This window comes from Paenarthrobacter sp. RAF54_2 (assembly GCF_052113945.1).
Taxonomy (GTDB): Bacteria; Actinomycetota; Actinomycetes; order Actinomycetales; family Micrococcaceae; genus Arthrobacter.
The window spans coordinates 1-17,722 of the sequence record NZ_JBFRDV010000028.1 but is presented as its reverse complement, the minus strand read 5'-3'; the positions used below and the strand labels follow the sequence as shown (position 1 = coordinate 17,722).

Below are 17,722 nucleotides of genomic sequence, written 5' to 3'. Positions count from 1 at the left end.
GACAGCCCGAGGAAGAAGGTACCTTGCCATGAGCGCTGACACACTTGCGACAGGTGACATTGTCGTCATAGGAGCAGGAATTGTGGGGCTTTGCACCGCTTGGGAGCTGCGCAAGCGGGGATTCGACGTCGTCGTCGTAGAACAGCGGTTTCCTGCCTACGGTGCTTCCGGACGAAACGCAGGTTCCCTATGGCTGCAGACGCGGCGTACAGGGGACGAACTCTCTCTCGCTAAAGCCGGCAAGGAAAAGTACCAGGACTACTTGAGCGAACTTGGCGATGTGTTCGACTATCGCAATCAAGGCGGCCTCTTTTTCTTCGAAAACGACGCACAGGGCCGGGTTCTTGAAGATTATGCTGCCAACCGGCGGGCAGCCGGCTTGGACGCAACCATGATCAGCCGGGAAGAGGCTCAGAAGCACTCCTCCATCCTTCCGGAAAGTGCGCTCGGCGCCGTCTTTTGCGCCGATGATGCCCAAATAGATGGTGTGCAGTTCGTCAACGCTCTGGCCAGCGCCTGTGTGCGGGCAGGTATCCGAACTTTTGAAAATACGTCTGTCCTTTCAACCCTGCGAAACGGCGAAACCGTAACAGGGGTCCGCACGGTCCGGGGCGAGATCCATGCATCGGGCGTGGTGTGGGCAACGGGTGCCTGGTCAACCAACCTCCGGGCCGAGGGGATCGACGTCCCAATCAGCACTGCGAGAGTGGGTCAGATGCTGACTCAGCCCATAGACACGCGCTTGAACGCCATAATGCATGGACCCCGGGGTGTGTACGGATGCGGGGCGCTCACTGACCTTCCAACTTATGAAGCCGCGGTTTTTGCCGGCCCGAACAGTTCCAGCGCGGGAACGAGCCCCGGCGGGACTTCAGGGTCCTCGTTCGTTGACTATGACGACTCGATCGCCCAAAACCGCGGTGGGTCAATATTCATCGGCAATAGTCTTGACGGACGGGGTTCCCTCAATCCCCACATCAGCATTAATGCTACAAACGCAATGGTTTCAACAACCTTGGACAGATACTCAAGCCTTGCTGAATACGGCGTTACCGGACTTTGGGCTGGACTCGGAAGCGAAACAACGGACCATCTGCCCATCGTCGATCGGGCTGACGGCGCCTATATAAACGTCGGCCACGCGTGGGGCATCGCAAGCGCGCCCATCTGCGGCCAGGTGATGGCGGAGGTCATCGCCGGGGAGACCAGCACCTTTGCTGGTGCCTTGAAAATGAACCGGTCCGCTCTCAGAATCTCTGCCGACTAGCTCTCCAGCCTTCTTTCCAAGTCAAGAGCCGTAGCAACTGGCTCAGTAGTCCTGACCCTTTGGCCTGAGAACCAAATCATTGACTACCCTTTCAGAATCCTCCTAGTATTCAGCCCCTCGACGCTCCGTTAGCGTCTATTGCATGAGTCGCCCGGCACATGGATTGTGACAACAACCCCATGCCCCACCTGAATATTCTTTCTACGACCTGCCGACCAGCTCGTCCGCAACCGCGGGAAGAACATAAAGGAAGAATCGCCGACCAGCGACGGCCGACTTCTCAGACAGGAGATTCCTATGACCAAGGCGTCACTAAAGGTAGCCACCATTCAGTTCGAACTCCGGCCGGAGAGGACTCTCCAGCAGTATCTGGATCATGTGGAGGGGCTGGTAAAGCGCGCGGCGGAACAAAAGGCCGAACTCGTGCTCTTCCCAGAGCTCGCAAGCACGGGGCTCCTCGGAGCAGTCACAGATCACGAAGTTACGACCGCCACAATCACATCGGACTACTGGAAGTTCCTGCCGGAGTTCACGGATGACCTCGTTGAGGGCATGCGCAGGATGGCCCAGGACTACAACATCGTGGTTGCTGGTGGAAGTCACAACCGGGTCGCCGAAGATGGATCGCTGCGCAATACAGCGTTCATCGCCCACCCGGATGGTCGGATCGAGTCCCAAGACAAGATCCACCTCACACCACAGGAGCATGCTCTAGGCGCCCGGGGCGGCGATGAACTCCTGGTCACAAAGATTGGGCCGTTTACGGTCGGCCTGCTGATCTGCGCGGACATCCAGTTCCCTGAGCTCTCACGTTATCTGGTCCATAAAGGCGTTGACCTGATCCTTTGCCCTTCGCTCACGTGGAACCGGCGGGGCGTCCACCGGGTGCGTACCGGCTGTCAGGCGCGTGCTATCGAGAACCAACTGTACGTGGTGATGTCACCACTGTTCGGTACAAGCGGCATTCCCACCGATTCCCCGATGTTCGCAGTTGGTAAGGCCCTAGTCGCCGGGCCCGTGGACAAAACAGTGGGAGTCAACGACGGGATCCTGGCCACCACTGCGTCAGCCGACGAAGAAGTACTGATCGCCGATTTGGACCACGACCTGTTGGTTGCCTCACGTGCAAAACCCGAAGCACCCGGCCTGGCACTGCGGAGGCTGGATCTGTACGCCAAGCTGCAGGCAGAAATGGGCGAATGATGCCGCTGTACCAGCATCGCGTGAGGAACCACGAGGTGGACTCTCAGGGGTTTCTCTTCAACAGCCGCTATCTCGAGATCGCCGACGTAGCTATGACGGAGTTCTTCCGCAGTATTGGTTGGCCCTACCCGAAACTGGTCGCTGAAGGGACGGATCCCTCGGTTGTCAGTGCAGTTCTTTCCTTCAAATCCCCCGCTTACTTCGACGACCTTCTCGACGTTGACGTCAAGTGCCGAAACGTCGGGAATTCCAGCTTCAAGATTGACGTTTCGATTGCTCGTGGTGGAAAGGAGCTGGCGAACGTCGAACTCGTTTACGTTAACGTCGACCCAACTCAGGCCCGTTCCCGACCACTTCCGGAAGCCGTCGCGATGGCACTCGATGGCGCCCTGCAGGACTGATCCAACAACCCTGCCCCAAGTCCCAGTTACTCTCCCTCTCAAGCTCGGCCAGCAAATCGTCGAAGTACACCTTGCTGGCCATCGAATCACGAACTACAGAACATGGAGCCCTCATGACAAACGCTTTGACCCACAAACCCACTTTTGATCCGAGCAACGTTAACGACTTTGGTCCGGCAAAAATCGAACATCGAACGGCCGGAAGCAAGCTCAGGCAGCTTGGAACATACATTATGACCTTTCAGGAGGAGGGCTTCAGTGACCCGTGGACGGTTCAGTATGAAGAAACAATTTACGTGATTGACGGTCAGGCTCGCCTGATCATAATCAACGGCGACCACAAGGAAGACCTGATTGGTGACGCCGATGAACTGCTTGTTCTTCCTAAAGGAACCACTGTCCAGTACAGCGCAACCCCGGGTACCCGCCTCTTGCTTTCCATCAGCCCAGTCCACTGGCGCGACGAAGTCGCTTAGGGCGAATCCCAGCTATGGAAGCAACATGTGATGAAGGTCTCGGAGGCTCTCAAAAGGCTTGGGCGCCACCGTCAACCACCCCCTGGGATCTGGTCGAAGAAGGGCATAACGTAGTTCTCGAAAATGGGAATCACCGTTTCTCCGGAACGGTAGACGCGTTGAGTTTCGACCGGACTATTATCTGGGTTACTTCATGGGTTGGGGAACGTCGCCTCTTCCATGCAGCTGACGGTTACCAGATGTTCCTTCAGCAACCCCTTTTGCCGTCGGTGGACGCTTAGGGAGGCGACTGATACGAACGGGGAAATCACAATCTGAAAATGTTGATTTCGTCCAAATTGTGCAGTGCCCCCTATGCCTTGCTAATACCCGTATTTTGAATAAGCTTGCTATGGGCAGTGTCGCGGGGGAACGCATCGCGCGCCGACCCGACTCCCACGAGACCACTCGACTTAGTCTTCGGGCTCTGAACGATCCACTTGCTGTGGGATCCTCGGAGATCAAACGATCGGCAGCGGACGTCCCGCAAGAGTACACCTGGCCCGGGATCTGTGCGCGCGGAGGGGAATTTTGCTGGGGCCATAAGTACACTGCTCCGTGGGCAGCCAGCGAACTCCGGCGGGTGTTGCCAATCCCGGACCGGAATCGCTCGTGTGCTACTTGTCGCTGCGACATGTCGACTGCCCAAGTCTCCCTGGCCCTCATCATCCCTTGGTCAACACCGACGCCCCCTTCTCGCCAGGTGAAGCCCGGAGCTGTTCTTTGAGCCATTCCCGGGAGGCCGTCACTGACCGGCGGGCTTGCGTCCTAGGGCGGAGGGACCAAACCCGTCTCGGGTGGGTCGATGATGCCGGCGCCTCCAGTTACGTTTTTCGTAACCTGTGGCGGTTAATGAGCGTTCTAGTATATCGGCCCGGAGCGCCAGATGGGCACCCGGGCGATGAACTGACTGCCGGGAACAGGGCTCACGACCCAGTCCATGGTCCTGGAGTAATTCAATAAGTACGCCGGGTCCACCGGCCTGCGGGCGGGCGCCTATCCGGCGAGATGCGGTGTTCCGGGAGCAACAGTGGAAAGGTCCCGGTGAACCCGATTGATGCGATCTTCGCGGCACCCGGCGAACAGACCCGGCACCGTGATGGAAAGGCAAGCCGTCGAACTGATCATTCCCAGCGCCGCCCAGATTAAACTCCTCAATTACCAGTGAGCCATCTTGGCTGAAGAAGGCGAATAGCTCCTCAATGAGTCCTTCCTCCCGGGTCCGGATGTCCACATCGGGAGTGGGCAATCAGGACCAGAGCGCCAATTCTCCTGACCATGGGCGATGCCGGCACGTTCAACTCCGGCCGGTCGACCTTGGTATCGGCTGTCACGCGACTCGGGACTCCTTGACAGTTCGCCGACGGCCCAAATCGTTCGATGGACGGCATCGAATCGCGGGCCGCTTTGCAAACGTCAATTCAGACAGGTTTGTGTCGAAGGAGTGGGCTCTGCGACGAAAGGAATCAGCCTTTCGATCAGGGTGCTTTGCAATTTCCTCTCAGCCTCCACATCCTCAACGGGAAACACGGCCCTAGTTCGACGTACGCTCTCGGCAAGCCGGAATGATCAGCGGCTTCCGACGGCGCAAGTGCGACCGACAGCAGCTTCCCTATTGTCAGGTAATTTATAGATACGAACCTGGCCAGCGAGAGATGCCCCCGCGGTCTAGAGGATATGAAGCGAGGGGTTGAGGGTTCTGTCCGTCCGGGCCGTCCATTTTCACCGGGGGCGGGTCCCGCAGCGTAGGCCTGGTGATCGGTTTCTTGGTGCGGGCAAGCGGCGAAGCGGGCCCCGAAACCCCGGCGGTGATGGCCTTTGTCCCAGACGGACCGGGAACGGCCGGGAGGGGCTGGGGCCGGGGCCTTCTGTTTCACAAGGCCGTGGGTTGCCATTGGCGGCTCCCTTGGCCCGACCGGCTCGTCGGGAGTGCGATGGTAGTGCCACATGTGAGGTTTGGGAGGTCCCGGCTATGTTTGAGCATACTTTCATTGGTCTGGATGTTCACGCGGTCAACGTGGTGGGCCATGCGCTGAACCCGGCCACCGGTGAAACCAACAACCACACGATGGCCGCTGACCCGGCCATGGTGCTGGAGTGGGTCCGCCAATTCGAGCCACCCGTCAAGGCCGTGTACGAGTCCGGCCCTACCGCGTTCGTCCTGGCCCGGTACCTGCAGGCCGCGGGCATCAGCTGCGTGGTCGCGGCGTCCTCGAAACTGCTGCGAGCTCCCGGGGACCGCATTAAAACCGACCGGCGCGATGCCCGGGTTTTGGCCAAGATGCTCGCGGTGGGCTCGGCCACCGAGGTGCGGATCCCTGACCTGGACGAAGAGGCTCTGCGGGATTTGTCCCGGCTGCGGTCCGGCATGGCCAAGGACCTCGCACACGCCCGCCAGCACGTCAACGCTATCCTGCTGCGCCACGGCATCCGCTACCCCAAGGACACCTGGTGGACGAAGGAACATCGYGAGTGGCTGCACCGCCAGCGCTTTGAGGAACTGGCCCTGCAGTTCACCTACGAGGCCGACGTTGAACAGCCCGAACTACTCGTCGCGCATCTATCACGGATCGACAAACACGCCGCGGCCAGCCGCTACTCCCCGGTGCTCGAGGCGGTGATGTGCCCGCGGGGCATCCAGATGACCACGGCGTCGGGCTGGCCGTGGAGATCGGGGACTGGACCCGATTCAGCGGTTCGTCCATCGGTTCCTACCTCGGGCTGGTGCCCAGCGAGGAGTCCTCCGGTCAATCCCGGCACCAGGGCCCGATCACCAAGGCCGGGAACACCTATGCCCGCAAACTCCTCATCGAAGCGGCGTGGCAACACCGCCGCCCCTACGCCCGGCCCGGGCAACGACTGATGCGCCAGCTCGATCTCGTCGACCCGGCCACCCGCATCCGCGCCCTGGAAGGAAACCACAGACTCCACCGCAAGCCTGGCTCTCGAGTTGGCTCCGCTGCTGCCATCGCAGTCGCACCACGTCCCGGAGGCACGTTCGGGGTCAGGCCGCGTTGATGCGTTCTCCTTGCTGGAGCGGGGCGGCCAACGATCAATGAGCAGACGGGCTAAACCGTCGACGGCGCTCGATTCTAGACTCCGATACGCTCCAGCCGAACACATCGTCATGCGGCAACCAACCCGCGAATGTCAGCCTGACACTGCAGTCGAGAAAGACTCGGCACCACAAGTCACCACGACCGGCCGGCACAAGATGAACGGCCCCCGGTACAAAAGCCAGGAGCCGTTCATCTATGCCTCTTGACAACCGGAACTACATATCAGCCTCCTGAACGCGACGCCTGAGTGATGCCGCTACCAGCGCCAGCGCCCTCGATAATAAGTTTGGCCGGCTCGATCGAGGCCCCATCCAGGTCTATATCCGCCGAGCAAACCGGCGTAACAGTCCTATACAGAGCAGTTCTAAAGGAACTCAGGTGCCAACCGCTACTCGACGACAGCAACCACCGCATTTAGTTCGGTGATCCGGCACCAGGTAGCGAAATCCTCCCGGTCGGCCGACGGCCGCATCCTAAACTACATTCGCCGATTCCGGCGACAAGGAAGTGGCATGTACGGCAGGTTTCACGTCAAGGGTGAGCCGTGATGAGAACGATCCCTTGAACTCGCACAGTACAGCTTTCAACCTCAGGATCGAAGCCGTACCGTGCGTCTTTTTCAGGTAAGTGAGCTCGTAGCGTCGACTCCATACGTTTGCGGCCTGAACATCGGTATGGCGCCAACGAGTTCACGCGTGTAGTCATCCGCCGGTGAATCGAATAATTGGGTGACCGGACCGATCTCCCTGACAACGCCCTTCTGCAAAACGAGCGCGCGATGGGCTATTGCGCGTACTACCGCGAGGTCATGGGTGACGAATACTACAGATGTGCCGTACTCAGCAGACAGTCCGGACAGGAGATCGAGTATTGCAGCCTGCACGGACACATCAAGTGCTGAGGTGATTTCGTCGGCAAGAATAAGCCGTGGATTCGTCACGAATGCCCGTGCGATGGCTATGCGTTGCTTCTGCCCGCCGGAGAGCTCACTTGGGTATCGATGGACCATTGATTCGGGAAGGTTTACGTCGGCCAGGATTTTACGTGCTCGTTCTTCACGGTCGGCCTTGGATAGCTCGGGTGCAAAGAGTTGCAGTGGCCTGGTGACGAGGCTCATTACGTCGTGCCGCGGGTTCAGGGACATGTCGGGGTTTTGGAAGACTATTTGCACGTCGCGCCGCGCGGAGCGTGACCTCTTTCCCACGTCTGGGGCCAGAGTGGCGCCATCAAACTGAATTTCTCCGCTGCTGCGTGGGTGCAGTCCTGCAATGGCACGCAGCAGAGTTGATTTTCCGCTGCCTGATTCACCGACAAAGGCGAGCGTCTCGCCTGGAGCGACGCTGAATGTGACTCCCTTGACGACCGGGATCGCATGACCACGCGAGCCGTACTCGCACCAGACATCATCAACAGAAAGCAGCGAGGCTGAATCCTCGACTGTTCCCAGGACTCCAGGTCGGTCACTGATCGAAAGGGTTTCGTAATTGCCAGCCCGGAGGCACCGAACGTTGTGGGTTGGTCGCAGCGGCAACAGCTTGGGGTTGGATTCCGAGCAGCTCTTGATACTGAACTGGCATCGTGGTGCGAAGGGACAGGCCCCAGCTACAACCCCTGGAGGCGGTGCCCCGGGGATCCCTGATAATGCGCGAGTGCCGGTTGCATCCGGAACAGCCGCCAGCAGCGCCCTGGTGTAGGGATGCTCCGGACGTGACATCAATTCACCCGCTGGACCGGACTCGATGACTTGGCCCGCATACATGATTGCGATTCGGTCGGAGATTTCCGCGAGGAGAGGCAGGTCATGGCTCACGAACAAGGCAGCGGTCTGGTGTTCCTCCACTACGCGTCGGAGAAGTTTGACGATCCTTGCTTGGGTCGTAACGTCCAACCCAGTCGTCGGCTCGTCGAGGATCAACACCTCGGGATTGCATGAGATAGCAATCGCCAGATTGATCCGCTGTTGCTGACCACCACTGAACTGATGCGGATAACGTCGAAGCGCGGCCTCCGGATTAGGAACGCCGACCTCCTTCAAAAGTTCCACTTGCCTGTCATGGTTGGCTTGTCCGGTTAGTCCGAGGTGGATCTTCAGGGGCTCGGCCATCTGACGCCCAATAGTCAAGGCCGGAGTCAATCCATTCGACGATGCTTGGGGCATGTAAACTACCTTGCTCCCCCATATGCGTCGAAGTTGTGCAAGGGGGATGTTCAGCAGATCAATGTCGCCGAGCTTTGACTGGCCAGCGGGCACTTGCATGGCGCCCGGCCGATAACCGATCGCTGCCAACGCCGTCGTGCTCTTGCCGCAGCCGGATTCGCCCGCCATTCCGAGGATCTTTCCTCGCTCCAGCACGAAATCGACGTCGCTCACGACCTCTTTCAGGACGCCGTTCCGCAGGCCGTACCCCACTGAGAGGCCTCGCACTTCCAGTGCGACCGAGGTACTCATAGCATGAAGTCCTTAGTAGTGTCTTTGTTGACATAGGAGATGATCGCATCTGCGATCAGGTTGAGGCCAACCGACAGAGCGGCGATGCCGACTACCGGTGCGAGAGCCGCCCAGGGCTGAACCTGCACGTAGCCCAAGCTGGTCGCGATAGAAAGGGCCCAGTCCGGGGAGGGTGGCGTCGCTCCAAGGCCAAGGAAATTGAGGGCTGCGACGAAGAGCACCCCGTAGGTGATCCTGAGGGCAAGATCCGAGACGAGCGGTCCGACGATGTTCGGGGCGATCTCCCGCACGACAATGGAAACAGCATGCTCGCCGCGTGCCCGAGCGGCTTGGACATAATCGGCCGTGACAACTGCGAGCGTTGCACCCCGGGCGACTCGTCCGATGGGCGGTACAAAGACTACAGCCACTGTAATCAACAGGACTGTCGCCGACGAGCCGAATCCAGCTATAACCGAGAGGGCAATGAGCAGTGGCGGGAGAGTCAGGAGAATGTCGAAGACTCGGGCAACCACCTTATCGAACACTCCCCCGGCATATGCAGCAACCATCCCCAACAAACCCCCGGTGATAGTCGCCAGTGCGACGGCCGCCAAGGGAATCAGCAACACCATCTGGCCGCCCAGTAGGAATCTGCTGAAAACGTCCCGCCCCAAGTGGTCCGTTCCGAACGGCAGACCACTGCTGGGCGGCGAGAGCGGGCGCCCGACAGCAAGCTGATCGTACGCATGTGGAGCCAATGCCGGACCGAGAATGAGGACTAGCAGGACGGCGCTGACAATAACCAGTCCGAAGCGACCCGACCAGGTGTGGGTAATGGGTCTCAGAGGACGAAACTTACGTACTGGTCTGCGATGAACAGCTGTGGCTTGAGGTATGGAATCAACGCTCATCGGGCTGCCTTCAATCGTGGGTTGAGATACGTGACGAAGATATCCGCGATGAAACTAAGCGCGATAAATACCGCCCCCAGTAGCACGGTTATCGATAGAGCGGAGTTGGTGTCACCCTGGGTGATGGCCTGAATCAAAAGACGCCCCAGCCCTGGGAAACCGAATACGTTCTCAACGATGATGGCTCCTCCCAGAAGGTAAGTCATGACGAGCGCGACAGCGTGCACGAGCGGGACGGCAGCAGACCGGGTGGCGTGACGCCATACGACTAGTCGTCTGGGCAACCCCCGCAAAACGGCGTTCCTTGTGAACGGTGCGTTCAATGCCTCCGAAACGGACGCACGTGCTATTCGTGAAACGTAAGGCACGACACTCAGTCCCAAAGTCAAAGCGGGGAGGACGAATGCCAGGAACCAGGCAGCAGTGACCTCCCCCGCGGCGGCAGACGAGCCAACGGGCAGCCAGCGAACCTGAACGGCCAACAGGATCATTACGCCCAATCCGATGACGAACTCCGGGAGCGCGGCCAGCACTGTCATCACCACGAATGCAACTCGATCAAAGAACCCTCCTTTTCGAGCCATGAACACTCCCAGGAGGATGGCAACGGGAAGGGACCAGGCCAGAGATGCCAAAGCGAGCTCTGCCGTATGGGCGAAAGCAGGAAGTACCAGCGGCTTGATCGGTACTTTTGAGATCAGAGTTGTTCCCCAATCACCCTGGATATAGTGACCGAGCCAGTCGAAGTATCGAACCAGCAACGGACGATCCAGTCCTTGCACCGTGATGAACGATTGCAACTGCTCGTCGGTGACGTTGATCCCGAGGGCGTTGCGTGCGATTTGCTCACCTGAACGGTTCATTGCTACGAACGCTATGAACGAAATCAGCAAGAGCGTCAGAACCGACATCAGAAGCTGACGGCTCAACGCCAAAACGCGAGTCATGCTCCTGCCGCCAGCTACCACCGGGTCGGCTACCGGTTCAGCTGCCACGATAGTCATGTCATTACCCTTCTCAGTTGCGAGTCATCGATCGTGTCTGCCCGTCCCCGGGCTTTCAGGCCAACCACGTCTTCCTGAAGTCCACTGTGTCAATGGTGATGAAGAGTCCGTTGACTTTGGAAGACCGCGCATAAGCTGCGTCGGCCCAGACAGGAAGGAGAATGCCGTAGGTCTTCCGGGCTTGAAGGTAAGCCTGCTGGGTCAGTTCGATCTGCCGGCTCTGATCTGTTGTGGCGTAAAGCTCGTCAACGATCTTGTCCAGAACTGGATCTGAGAAGTGGCTATAGGGCCAAGCCGCGTCCTTCCGGTAGGAGGCGTCAAACCGGGACACGGGGAAGACCTGGGGACAGTAAGACATAAAAGCAGGAGTGACCATATATCCCTTGGACCAGTACGTGTCCGGCGAGAACTGGTCCAGTGTTACGTTGATCCCCGCGCTCTTTACGGCCTGCTGCCATGCTTGAGCAGCGTCCAACATCCCAGGCACTGAATCGGTGACACTCAACTTGATGTCGAGGCCATTCGGGAAACCGGCCTCGGCCAGCAGCGTCCTTGCCTTGTCTGGTGCGTACTCGGGCTTGAGGCCGGCCGGATACCACGAAGAGTCGGGGGCGATGAATACGTCTGCTGCTGCCGCACCGTGGCCTTGCAGCGCGGTTTCGACCATCTTGTCGCGATCGGTTGCCAGCTTGATGGCATCGAGAACCCGCGGGTCGTTGAACGGCGCGACGCGCTGATCGAATGCAAAGATCCATTGTTGCCGGTTCTTGATCGTTTCGAGTACCAGGTCATTGCGGCCTTGAATCCCGGCCCACAAGGAGATCGGAATCAGGTCGGTGAGATCTGCCGCTCCTGACAGTGCTGCCTGCAGCTTTGCGCCCTGATCCGGCGTAATCGTTGCCTCGATCCCATCCAGGTACGCCGCGCCACCCCAGTATGCGTCGTTGCGGACAGCCTTCCAGCTTGTGCCCGGGCTCCAGGCCGTCAACTTGAACGGCCCCGTGCCTACGACGTTGGTACCGCTGAAATCAGTGGTTCCGTCCTTGACTATTTGACTAAGAGAATTGCCCATAGTCTGCATCAGGACACTGTTGGGCTTCTTAAGCTTGAGCACAACCGTCGAGGCGTCCGGTGCCGAAACCCCGCCCATGTCGAGGTAAGGCGACAGGAATGCGTTCATCGAACTCCCTGTCTTTGGATCGAGCCAGCGGCCTATCGTGTAAACGACGTCCTTTGACGTGAAGTCACTTCCGTCATGCCATTTAACGCCTTCCCGAAGGTGGATTGTCCACTGTGTGGCACCGGAGTTTACTTCCCACGCGGTCGCCAGAGCTGGCTGCGCCACAAAATTGGGGTCGGTCACCACAAGCATGTCATAAACCACTTTTAAGACCGTGGACGCATTTCCCGTGAGGGCGGTACCAGGGTCCAGGGTGTCCGAACTGCTACCGTCACTGATCGAGAAGCGCAGGGTACCGCCCTTCTGAGGCGCTCCGCCGGACTGCTCGGAACCGGTGCCGGGCGAGCTGGTGCAAGCAGCTAGCAATAGTGCGCCAAGGCTGATGCCGCCGACCGCGAGCACCTGCCGCCGGGAAGCCTCCAGTTTGAACGGATTGACGGGCCTTGCTGCGGACGACTCGTGACTGCTGTGATCCATGTGGTACGCCTCCATGTTCGGTGCATCGGACAGACCGATAACGATTGATAAAGAACTTATCTGTGAAAAAGATCACCGTTAATTGTTGATTTTCATAAAAGGGAGATCGCCGTTGGTGGATCCCACAAGCCCGACACATCGAGCGGCCGCGGCCCGCCCTTGTCAGGTTGTTTGGACAGAGAAGTTGCGTCCTTTTAGGCCAGGCGTGCCGAAGCCCCATCGACGAAGGGAGGTCCCAAAGCGCCGTGAGGGACGTCGACGCCCCCACTTGGCTGCTTTAGGACAGGGACGGGGCGGGTAACCCGCGCTTGCGGTGCCCTCACCAGATCGTGAGCGCAATGATGTGCGGCCGGAGGTCCCCGCGGAGGTCGCTGACCACTCGGGTGTGCGCATCGAACACCATAGTGGGGCGCGAGGTCGTGTTGTAGGCCGGCCAGTCCAGGCTGTCCGTTGAGGGGTTGCCCGTCCTGGCGAAGTTCATCCAGGCATCGAACATCTTGTTGCCTACATGGAACCTGTCGCCATTCGGGTCCGCGGCGATGCGTGACTCGTTGGAGTCCTCGCCGTCCCAGGCCACACCGTAGTCCTGACGGTTGAAGACGAACGGAAGCTCGACGCCGTGCGGAGACCACCTGCCGTCGAAACACGGAGTCCTCCATTGGCATTCATACGCGAAGACCGGGGCCCCGCCCTGTTCGGCCTTGGCAGAGCTTTGCCGCACTGCACTGTTCCAAAAGCCGATGTCGGTCGTGATCCGCAGCAAAAGCTCCGTCTGCGGCAGCGACGGCATGGCCCGGCGGTATTCAGCAATCAGGGGGACGAGCTCCTCAACCTTGACGTTGCTGACGATGGCGTACAGCGCCAGCCTCCGCGCGAACTCGAGATCGTCGGCGGGCGGTATCTCCAGCTCCCGTGGGACGAAGCCGGCAAAACCCACCGTCTCGTGCAGATCGGTACCGATCATCATCGGGACGTGGCGGGCAGACTCCGGAGCACCATCTGCCCAAGAGTTACCCCTCAGGATTCTGCCGTCGATTACCGGGCCGTATTTCAAGGAGGCCGTCAACCCGTCCGGGGTCAAAGGCGGGTCAGTCACCCTCTCTACGTAGCGCACTATCGCCCTCGCCGGGGCCGCCTGCAGGGCTTCAAGGTCACCCTCGCGGATGCCTAGTTCCCTGTAAAGGCCTGCCGTCACGGCGGAGGCATCCTCAGCGGTGTTGGAACTGAGCAGGGAGCCGCTCATCACGATGGCCTTGTGGAAGAGGCCTTTGGCTTCTTCCATCGCCATCAGAGTCATGACCTTGGCGCCTCCCCCGGACTGGCCGAAGATTGTGACGTTGTCCGGATCGCCGCCGAAGGACGAGATGTTCTCCCTCACCCAATGCAGCGCGGCAACGAGATCGAGCTGGCCGACATTTCCCGAGGTAGCGAACCGCTCGTCGGCAGACTCACCGAGATACGTGTATCCGAATGCGTTTAGCCGGTGGTTGACGCCGACGGCGATGACGTCGCCGCGGCGCGCCATGCTGCCCCCGTCGTAGAACGGCGCCCCCGCCGAACCCCAGATGAAGGCCCCGCCGTGCAGCCAGACCATGACGGGCAGCTTCGAGGACATGGTCGCGTGGTCCGGCGCCCAGACGTTGAGAACGAGGCAGTCCTCGTTTTCAACGCTAGGGTCCACCCAGTCAGGAAAGTCCGGGTTGATCTGGGGACATTGAGGACCTAGCTCGAGCGCGTCCCGCACCCCCGCCCAGGGCGTGACTGGCCGAGGCGGCAGGAAGCGATTGGGCCCCGCCGTCGATGCACCATAGTGGATGCCCTTGAACACGGCCAGCCCATCGGCGACCAAGCCGCGCAGTCTGCCTGGTTCCGTCTCGACTGTCCGGTAGCCTGTCGAGGTTCCGGCGGCAAAGCCCGGCTCAAGAGGTTGCACCACGGCGATACTGTTGCTTTCGCCCGTTCCCGCGTAGTTGTCAGTCCTCATGGTGGTTCAGGCTCCTGTACTTTGGCCGCGGTTGATTCCCGGTCACAGGAGTCAAATGCGGCAGATTTCGAGAAAATTCGAACGTTAGGAAGCTTTCGCTCGGCACATACGCATGAGCGAGTTGCCGCTCGTATCCCGACAGTGGGGGCGTAGCCCTACTTAGGGTCCCGACCAGGCAGAGGGATTCCTCCGGGAGCTGCGTGGCTAAATGGCTTCCGATTTCTTCAGGGAGAGTTGAGAGGAATATATGAGAAGGAGCGACAGAGTGGAAAGTGGAGAATGTACGGCAGACTCAGGTGCAGCTCGGATACTCTCCAACGCGCGCTTCGGCCTGTTCCCGCTGCCGGGCAAGGACGCCTGCGTCTGAGCAGTATCCTGTTCCGCTTCGTTTGAGGCAGAGGAGGCCCCTCAGATGGCCATCGGCGTCGACAACGGCGAGCCGGCGTCGTCCTAAGGACTTGAGCCACGCGGTCGTCCGACTGATCGGCCACCACTCCGAGGCTGTCCTATCCTCAAGCCTTCCCAAGTGGACTGCAGGCGCTTCTTCGGGCGCTTCCGCCGCAATGTCAGAGCGTTCGATGGTGGTCAAAAGCTGTCCGTCTGCCGCGACCACTAAGGCCAGCTGCACGTGTTCGTCAGCGAAGAGGGAACGAACTTCGCCAACGGTCGAGGTCCGGGGTAACGTCTTGGGGAACTTCACCATCGCCGCCCCGACTGTGCCGCTGGCAGCTGGCCGAGTGCCCTGCTGACGGTCCAAGCCTTCTCCCCTCCGCATATGTTGTCGAGTATGCACTCCCCGCCTCACCGCAGACTACACGTCCCAGCCTGCGCAGCTAAGCCATGAAATGAACGGTCACCCCTGGCCGATATGGCGACGACGACCGGCGAATGCGTGGATAAGCAGCGCTATGAACACCGCCATGCAGAGCAGCGCACCGATCGCGAAGGTTGCCCGGATTCCGTCCCCGGTTGCGTGGAGGTCAGGTGCCATATTCGCCGCGAGTACAGCGCCAGAAACGGCGGTGCCGAAGGAAGCGCCAACTGATCGTAAGACCTGGTTGAAGCTCACGGAACTTCCCAATTCTGCCCTAGCCACACTTCGTGCAATGAGAGCAGGCATTGCGGCGTAACTGGCCCCCATACCGACACCGAAAGTGACCATCCCCGCCAGAATCTCCCAGAGTTCATCGTGGGCAAACCAGAGCAACATTCCAGCCCCGGTCATAATACCGGCACCAATCGGCAGAAGCGTTGTTAGCTTTATTCGTCGTGAGAGCCAGCGGACCAGCCGGTTGGCCGCGAAGCTTCCCACGGAGAGCGGCAGCATCACGAATCCAGCCCAGAAGACCGGAAGGGCGATGCCATACCCGGTAGACAGGGGAGCTTGTGCGACGAGACTTGAAATTGAGAGGCCGATGTACAGTGCGGCGCCTAATCCGGTTCCAGTGGCATTAGCGAGCAAGACCTCACCGTGCCGGAATACTCGTAGGTTGATCAGGGGGTCCCGCAGTCGAAGCCCGGTCCTGACCCAAAGGAACAGAAAGAGAGCGGCCAGAGCAAAGCTGCCCATAGTCCACGGAGACGCCCACCCCCACGTTGGTGCCTCGCTCACACTGAGCAGTAGTCCGCCCAGACCTAGGCTGAGCAACGCGGCTCCGCAGTAATCGAACGGTAACCGCGCGGCTTGCGTGTCAGGTCCTGCCGGAACTGCAACGAACACCACTACGATTGCGGAAACTACAAAAAGCACGGCAAACCAGAACGCGACACGAAAATCCGTCAGGCCCGCGATCACTCCCGTCAAGGGGTACCCAAGTCCCAGGCCGGTAGCCACCGTCACAGATAGGCTCGAGATAGAAACCTGCACTTTGTCGGCCGAAGCGTAGCGGCGGGCAAGAGCGATCGTCACCGGTACTATTCCATAGGTCAATCCCTGAAGGGCTCGACCGATGAGGAATAACGTAAAGTTTGGCGCCAAGGCCGCCACCGCGGAGCCAACAAGGATGACGGTCAAGGAGACCAGGAGAAGCCGCTTCTTATGGGGGCCATCGCTTAGACGTCCCATTATTGGTGTTGAGATCGCTCCAAACAACAGGTTGACGGTGAGCATCCACTGCGCGTTGCTGACGGAAACATCCATCTCGCGAGATATGGCAGGCACCAGCAACATGCCGAGCGAACTCACGATCGACGTCGAAAGGGCTGCATAAATCAGCGCCGGAACCAAGCGGGAGGGCGCAGGCGAGTCAGTCATCGAACGAATCCGATGCCAGTGTCCTTCGGGACAGATACTGCTGCTTCAATAGTCGCCCGCTCTTGGAACGTCGATGTCCTTTTCCCGACACCAGACACTCTTTCGTACCCTCCGGCACAGTCCTTGTACAGCCGCTGGCGTGCGGCCTCGGTGGGCCCGATCCGGCTCGGCCGACAGGCCACGCTGTAGCCAATCCCCGAGACGGGCTCGCCTGGCTTAAGTTCACGGACGGCACAGGTGATTCCGTGTGAGCTGGCGTGCAATATGCCCTCCCCTTTGGAAATCGTTGTCCGCCGAATATCGGCAGGATGGTCCAACGTTCCATTCTTGTCTAGGGGCATCGTCCGCTCCGGATGCAGTGTGTGAAGTAGCGGATTCAGGTTCTCAATAGAGGAATACACTATAACTTCGCCCATTCGTATAATATACACAAGCAACTTGATAAAGTTGCTTGATCTTTCTTTCGCCGGGAAGCATGCGACATTTTCGCAGTCAGCACGACGGCGGGGTGCCGCTTCCACGCGAAGCCGCACCCCGCCGTCGTAGTGACTTTGAAAAAAGGCAGACTGCTGCGGACACTCGCAACCCGCGGGCGGGCCGAATGCTCGGGCTAGAGGCTGAGACCCTCCGCCGCAGCATGCCGGTAGAAGTCGACGTGCTCAGCGGGAAGTGGCGCCTTGCCGAGGATGACGTCGGCTGCTTTCTCGGCGATCATCATGACCGGCGCATAGAGGTTGGCATTCGGAATAGACGGCATCACCGACGCATCGACGACTCGAAGGCCCTCAACTCCGTGCACTCGGAAGCTGTGGGGGTCAACGACGGACAGGTCATCGTTCCCCATCYTGCAGGTCCCGCACGGATGGTAGGTCGTCTCGGCATCCTTTGAGACCCAGTCGAGGATCTCCTCGTCCGTCTGGACTTCCGGGCCGGGCGAGAGCTCACCGCCGTTGAATGCTGCGAAAGCGGGCTGATTCATGAGCGCCCGCGTAGTGCGAACACCGTCAATCCATTCCTGGCGATCACGCTCGGTAGA

The 17,722-nt window shown here is 59.6% G+C and carries 13 protein-coding genes and 1 pseudogene; 6 read left to right on the top strand and 8 right to left on the bottom strand.

The genetic code is table 11. The features are described from left to right. Nucleotides 1-28 precede the first annotated feature (28 nt). From AB4Y87_RS21960 to AB4Y87_RS21935, 6 genes and pseudogenes are all read left to right on the top strand, one after another. Nucleotides 29-1,267, top strand: a complete 1,239-nt coding sequence (locus AB4Y87_RS21960; RefSeq protein ID WP_442006374.1) for an NAD(P)/FAD-dependent oxidoreductase — start codon at nucleotides 29-31, stop codon at nucleotides 1,265-1,267. 297 nt (nucleotides 1,268-1,564) lie between these two features. Beyond that, entirely contained in the window at nucleotides 1,565-2,470 is a 906-nt protein-coding gene (locus tag AB4Y87_RS21955) for a nitrilase-related carbon-nitrogen hydrolase (protein ID WP_442006373.1), read from the top strand. A gap of 20 nt (nucleotides 2,471-2,490) precedes the next feature. Further along, nucleotides 2,491-2,871, top strand: coding sequence for an acyl-CoA thioesterase (locus AB4Y87_RS21950; protein ID WP_442006372.1), 381 nt, complete (start codon nucleotides 2,491-2,493; stop codon nucleotides 2,869-2,871). Nucleotides 2,872-2,984: 113 nt separating this feature from the next. Continuing rightward, a complete protein-coding gene (locus tag AB4Y87_RS21945; RefSeq protein ID WP_442006371.1) occupies nucleotides 2,985-3,347 on the top strand; it encodes a hypothetical protein in 363 nt (120 codons plus the stop codon). A 2,011-nt stretch (nucleotides 3,348-5,358) separates the two neighbouring features. Continuing rightward, nucleotides 5,359-5,796: pseudogene (locus AB4Y87_RS21940) on the top strand (IS110 family transposase); the annotation flags it as partial. A gap of 212 nt (nucleotides 5,797-6,008) precedes the next feature. Continuing rightward, nucleotides 6,009-6,404 (top strand): transposase, encoded by a 396-nt coding sequence (locus tag AB4Y87_RS21935; protein ID WP_442006370.1) that lies wholly within the window; start codon nucleotides 6,009-6,011, stop codon nucleotides 6,402-6,404. Nucleotides 6,405-7,064: 660 nt separating this feature from the next. On the opposite strand, the gene AB4Y87_RS21930 is transcribed toward AB4Y87_RS21935, so the two are convergent. The 8 genes from AB4Y87_RS21930 to AB4Y87_RS21895 form a co-directional block, all read right to left on the bottom strand. Continuing rightward, nucleotides 7,065-8,894 (bottom strand): dipeptide ABC transporter ATP-binding protein, encoded by a 1,830-nt coding sequence (locus AB4Y87_RS21930; protein WP_442006369.1) that lies wholly within the window; start codon nucleotides 8,892-8,894, stop codon nucleotides 7,065-7,067. Next, entirely contained in the window at nucleotides 8,891-9,787 is an 897-nt protein-coding gene (locus tag AB4Y87_RS21925; RefSeq protein ID WP_442006368.1) for an ABC transporter permease, read from the bottom strand. Before AB4Y87_RS21925 ends, AB4Y87_RS21930 begins: the two co-directional genes overlap by 4 nt. Beyond that, nucleotides 9,784-10,791, bottom strand: a complete 1,008-nt coding sequence (locus tag AB4Y87_RS21920; RefSeq protein WP_442006367.1) for an ABC transporter permease — start codon at nucleotides 10,789-10,791, stop codon at nucleotides 9,784-9,786. Before AB4Y87_RS21920 ends, AB4Y87_RS21925 begins: the two co-directional genes overlap by 4 nt. A gap of 55 nt (nucleotides 10,792-10,846) precedes the next feature. Continuing rightward, entirely contained in the window at nucleotides 10,847-12,448 is a 1,602-nt protein-coding gene (locus AB4Y87_RS21915; protein ID WP_442006366.1) for an ABC transporter substrate-binding protein, read from the bottom strand. A 319-nt stretch (nucleotides 12,449-12,767) separates the two neighbouring features. Further along, nucleotides 12,768-14,432 (bottom strand): carboxylesterase/lipase family protein, encoded by a 1,665-nt coding sequence (locus tag AB4Y87_RS21910; RefSeq protein ID WP_442006365.1) that lies wholly within the window; start codon nucleotides 14,430-14,432, stop codon nucleotides 12,768-12,770. A gap of 292 nt (nucleotides 14,433-14,724) precedes the next feature. After that, nucleotides 14,725-15,189, bottom strand: a complete 465-nt coding sequence (locus AB4Y87_RS21905; protein WP_442006364.1) for a CBS domain-containing protein — start codon at nucleotides 15,187-15,189, stop codon at nucleotides 14,725-14,727. A gap of 96 nt (nucleotides 15,190-15,285) precedes the next feature. Then, nucleotides 15,286-16,686: an MFS transporter gene (locus AB4Y87_RS21900; RefSeq protein ID WP_442006363.1), complete on the bottom strand. Its 1,401-nt coding sequence runs from the start codon at nucleotides 16,684-16,686 to the stop codon at nucleotides 15,286-15,288. Nucleotides 16,687-17,296: 610 nt separating this feature from the next. Next, the coding region (locus tag AB4Y87_RS21895) for a GMC oxidoreductase (protein ID WP_442006362.1) at nucleotides 17,297-17,722 on the bottom strand (426 nt) is incomplete at its 5' end.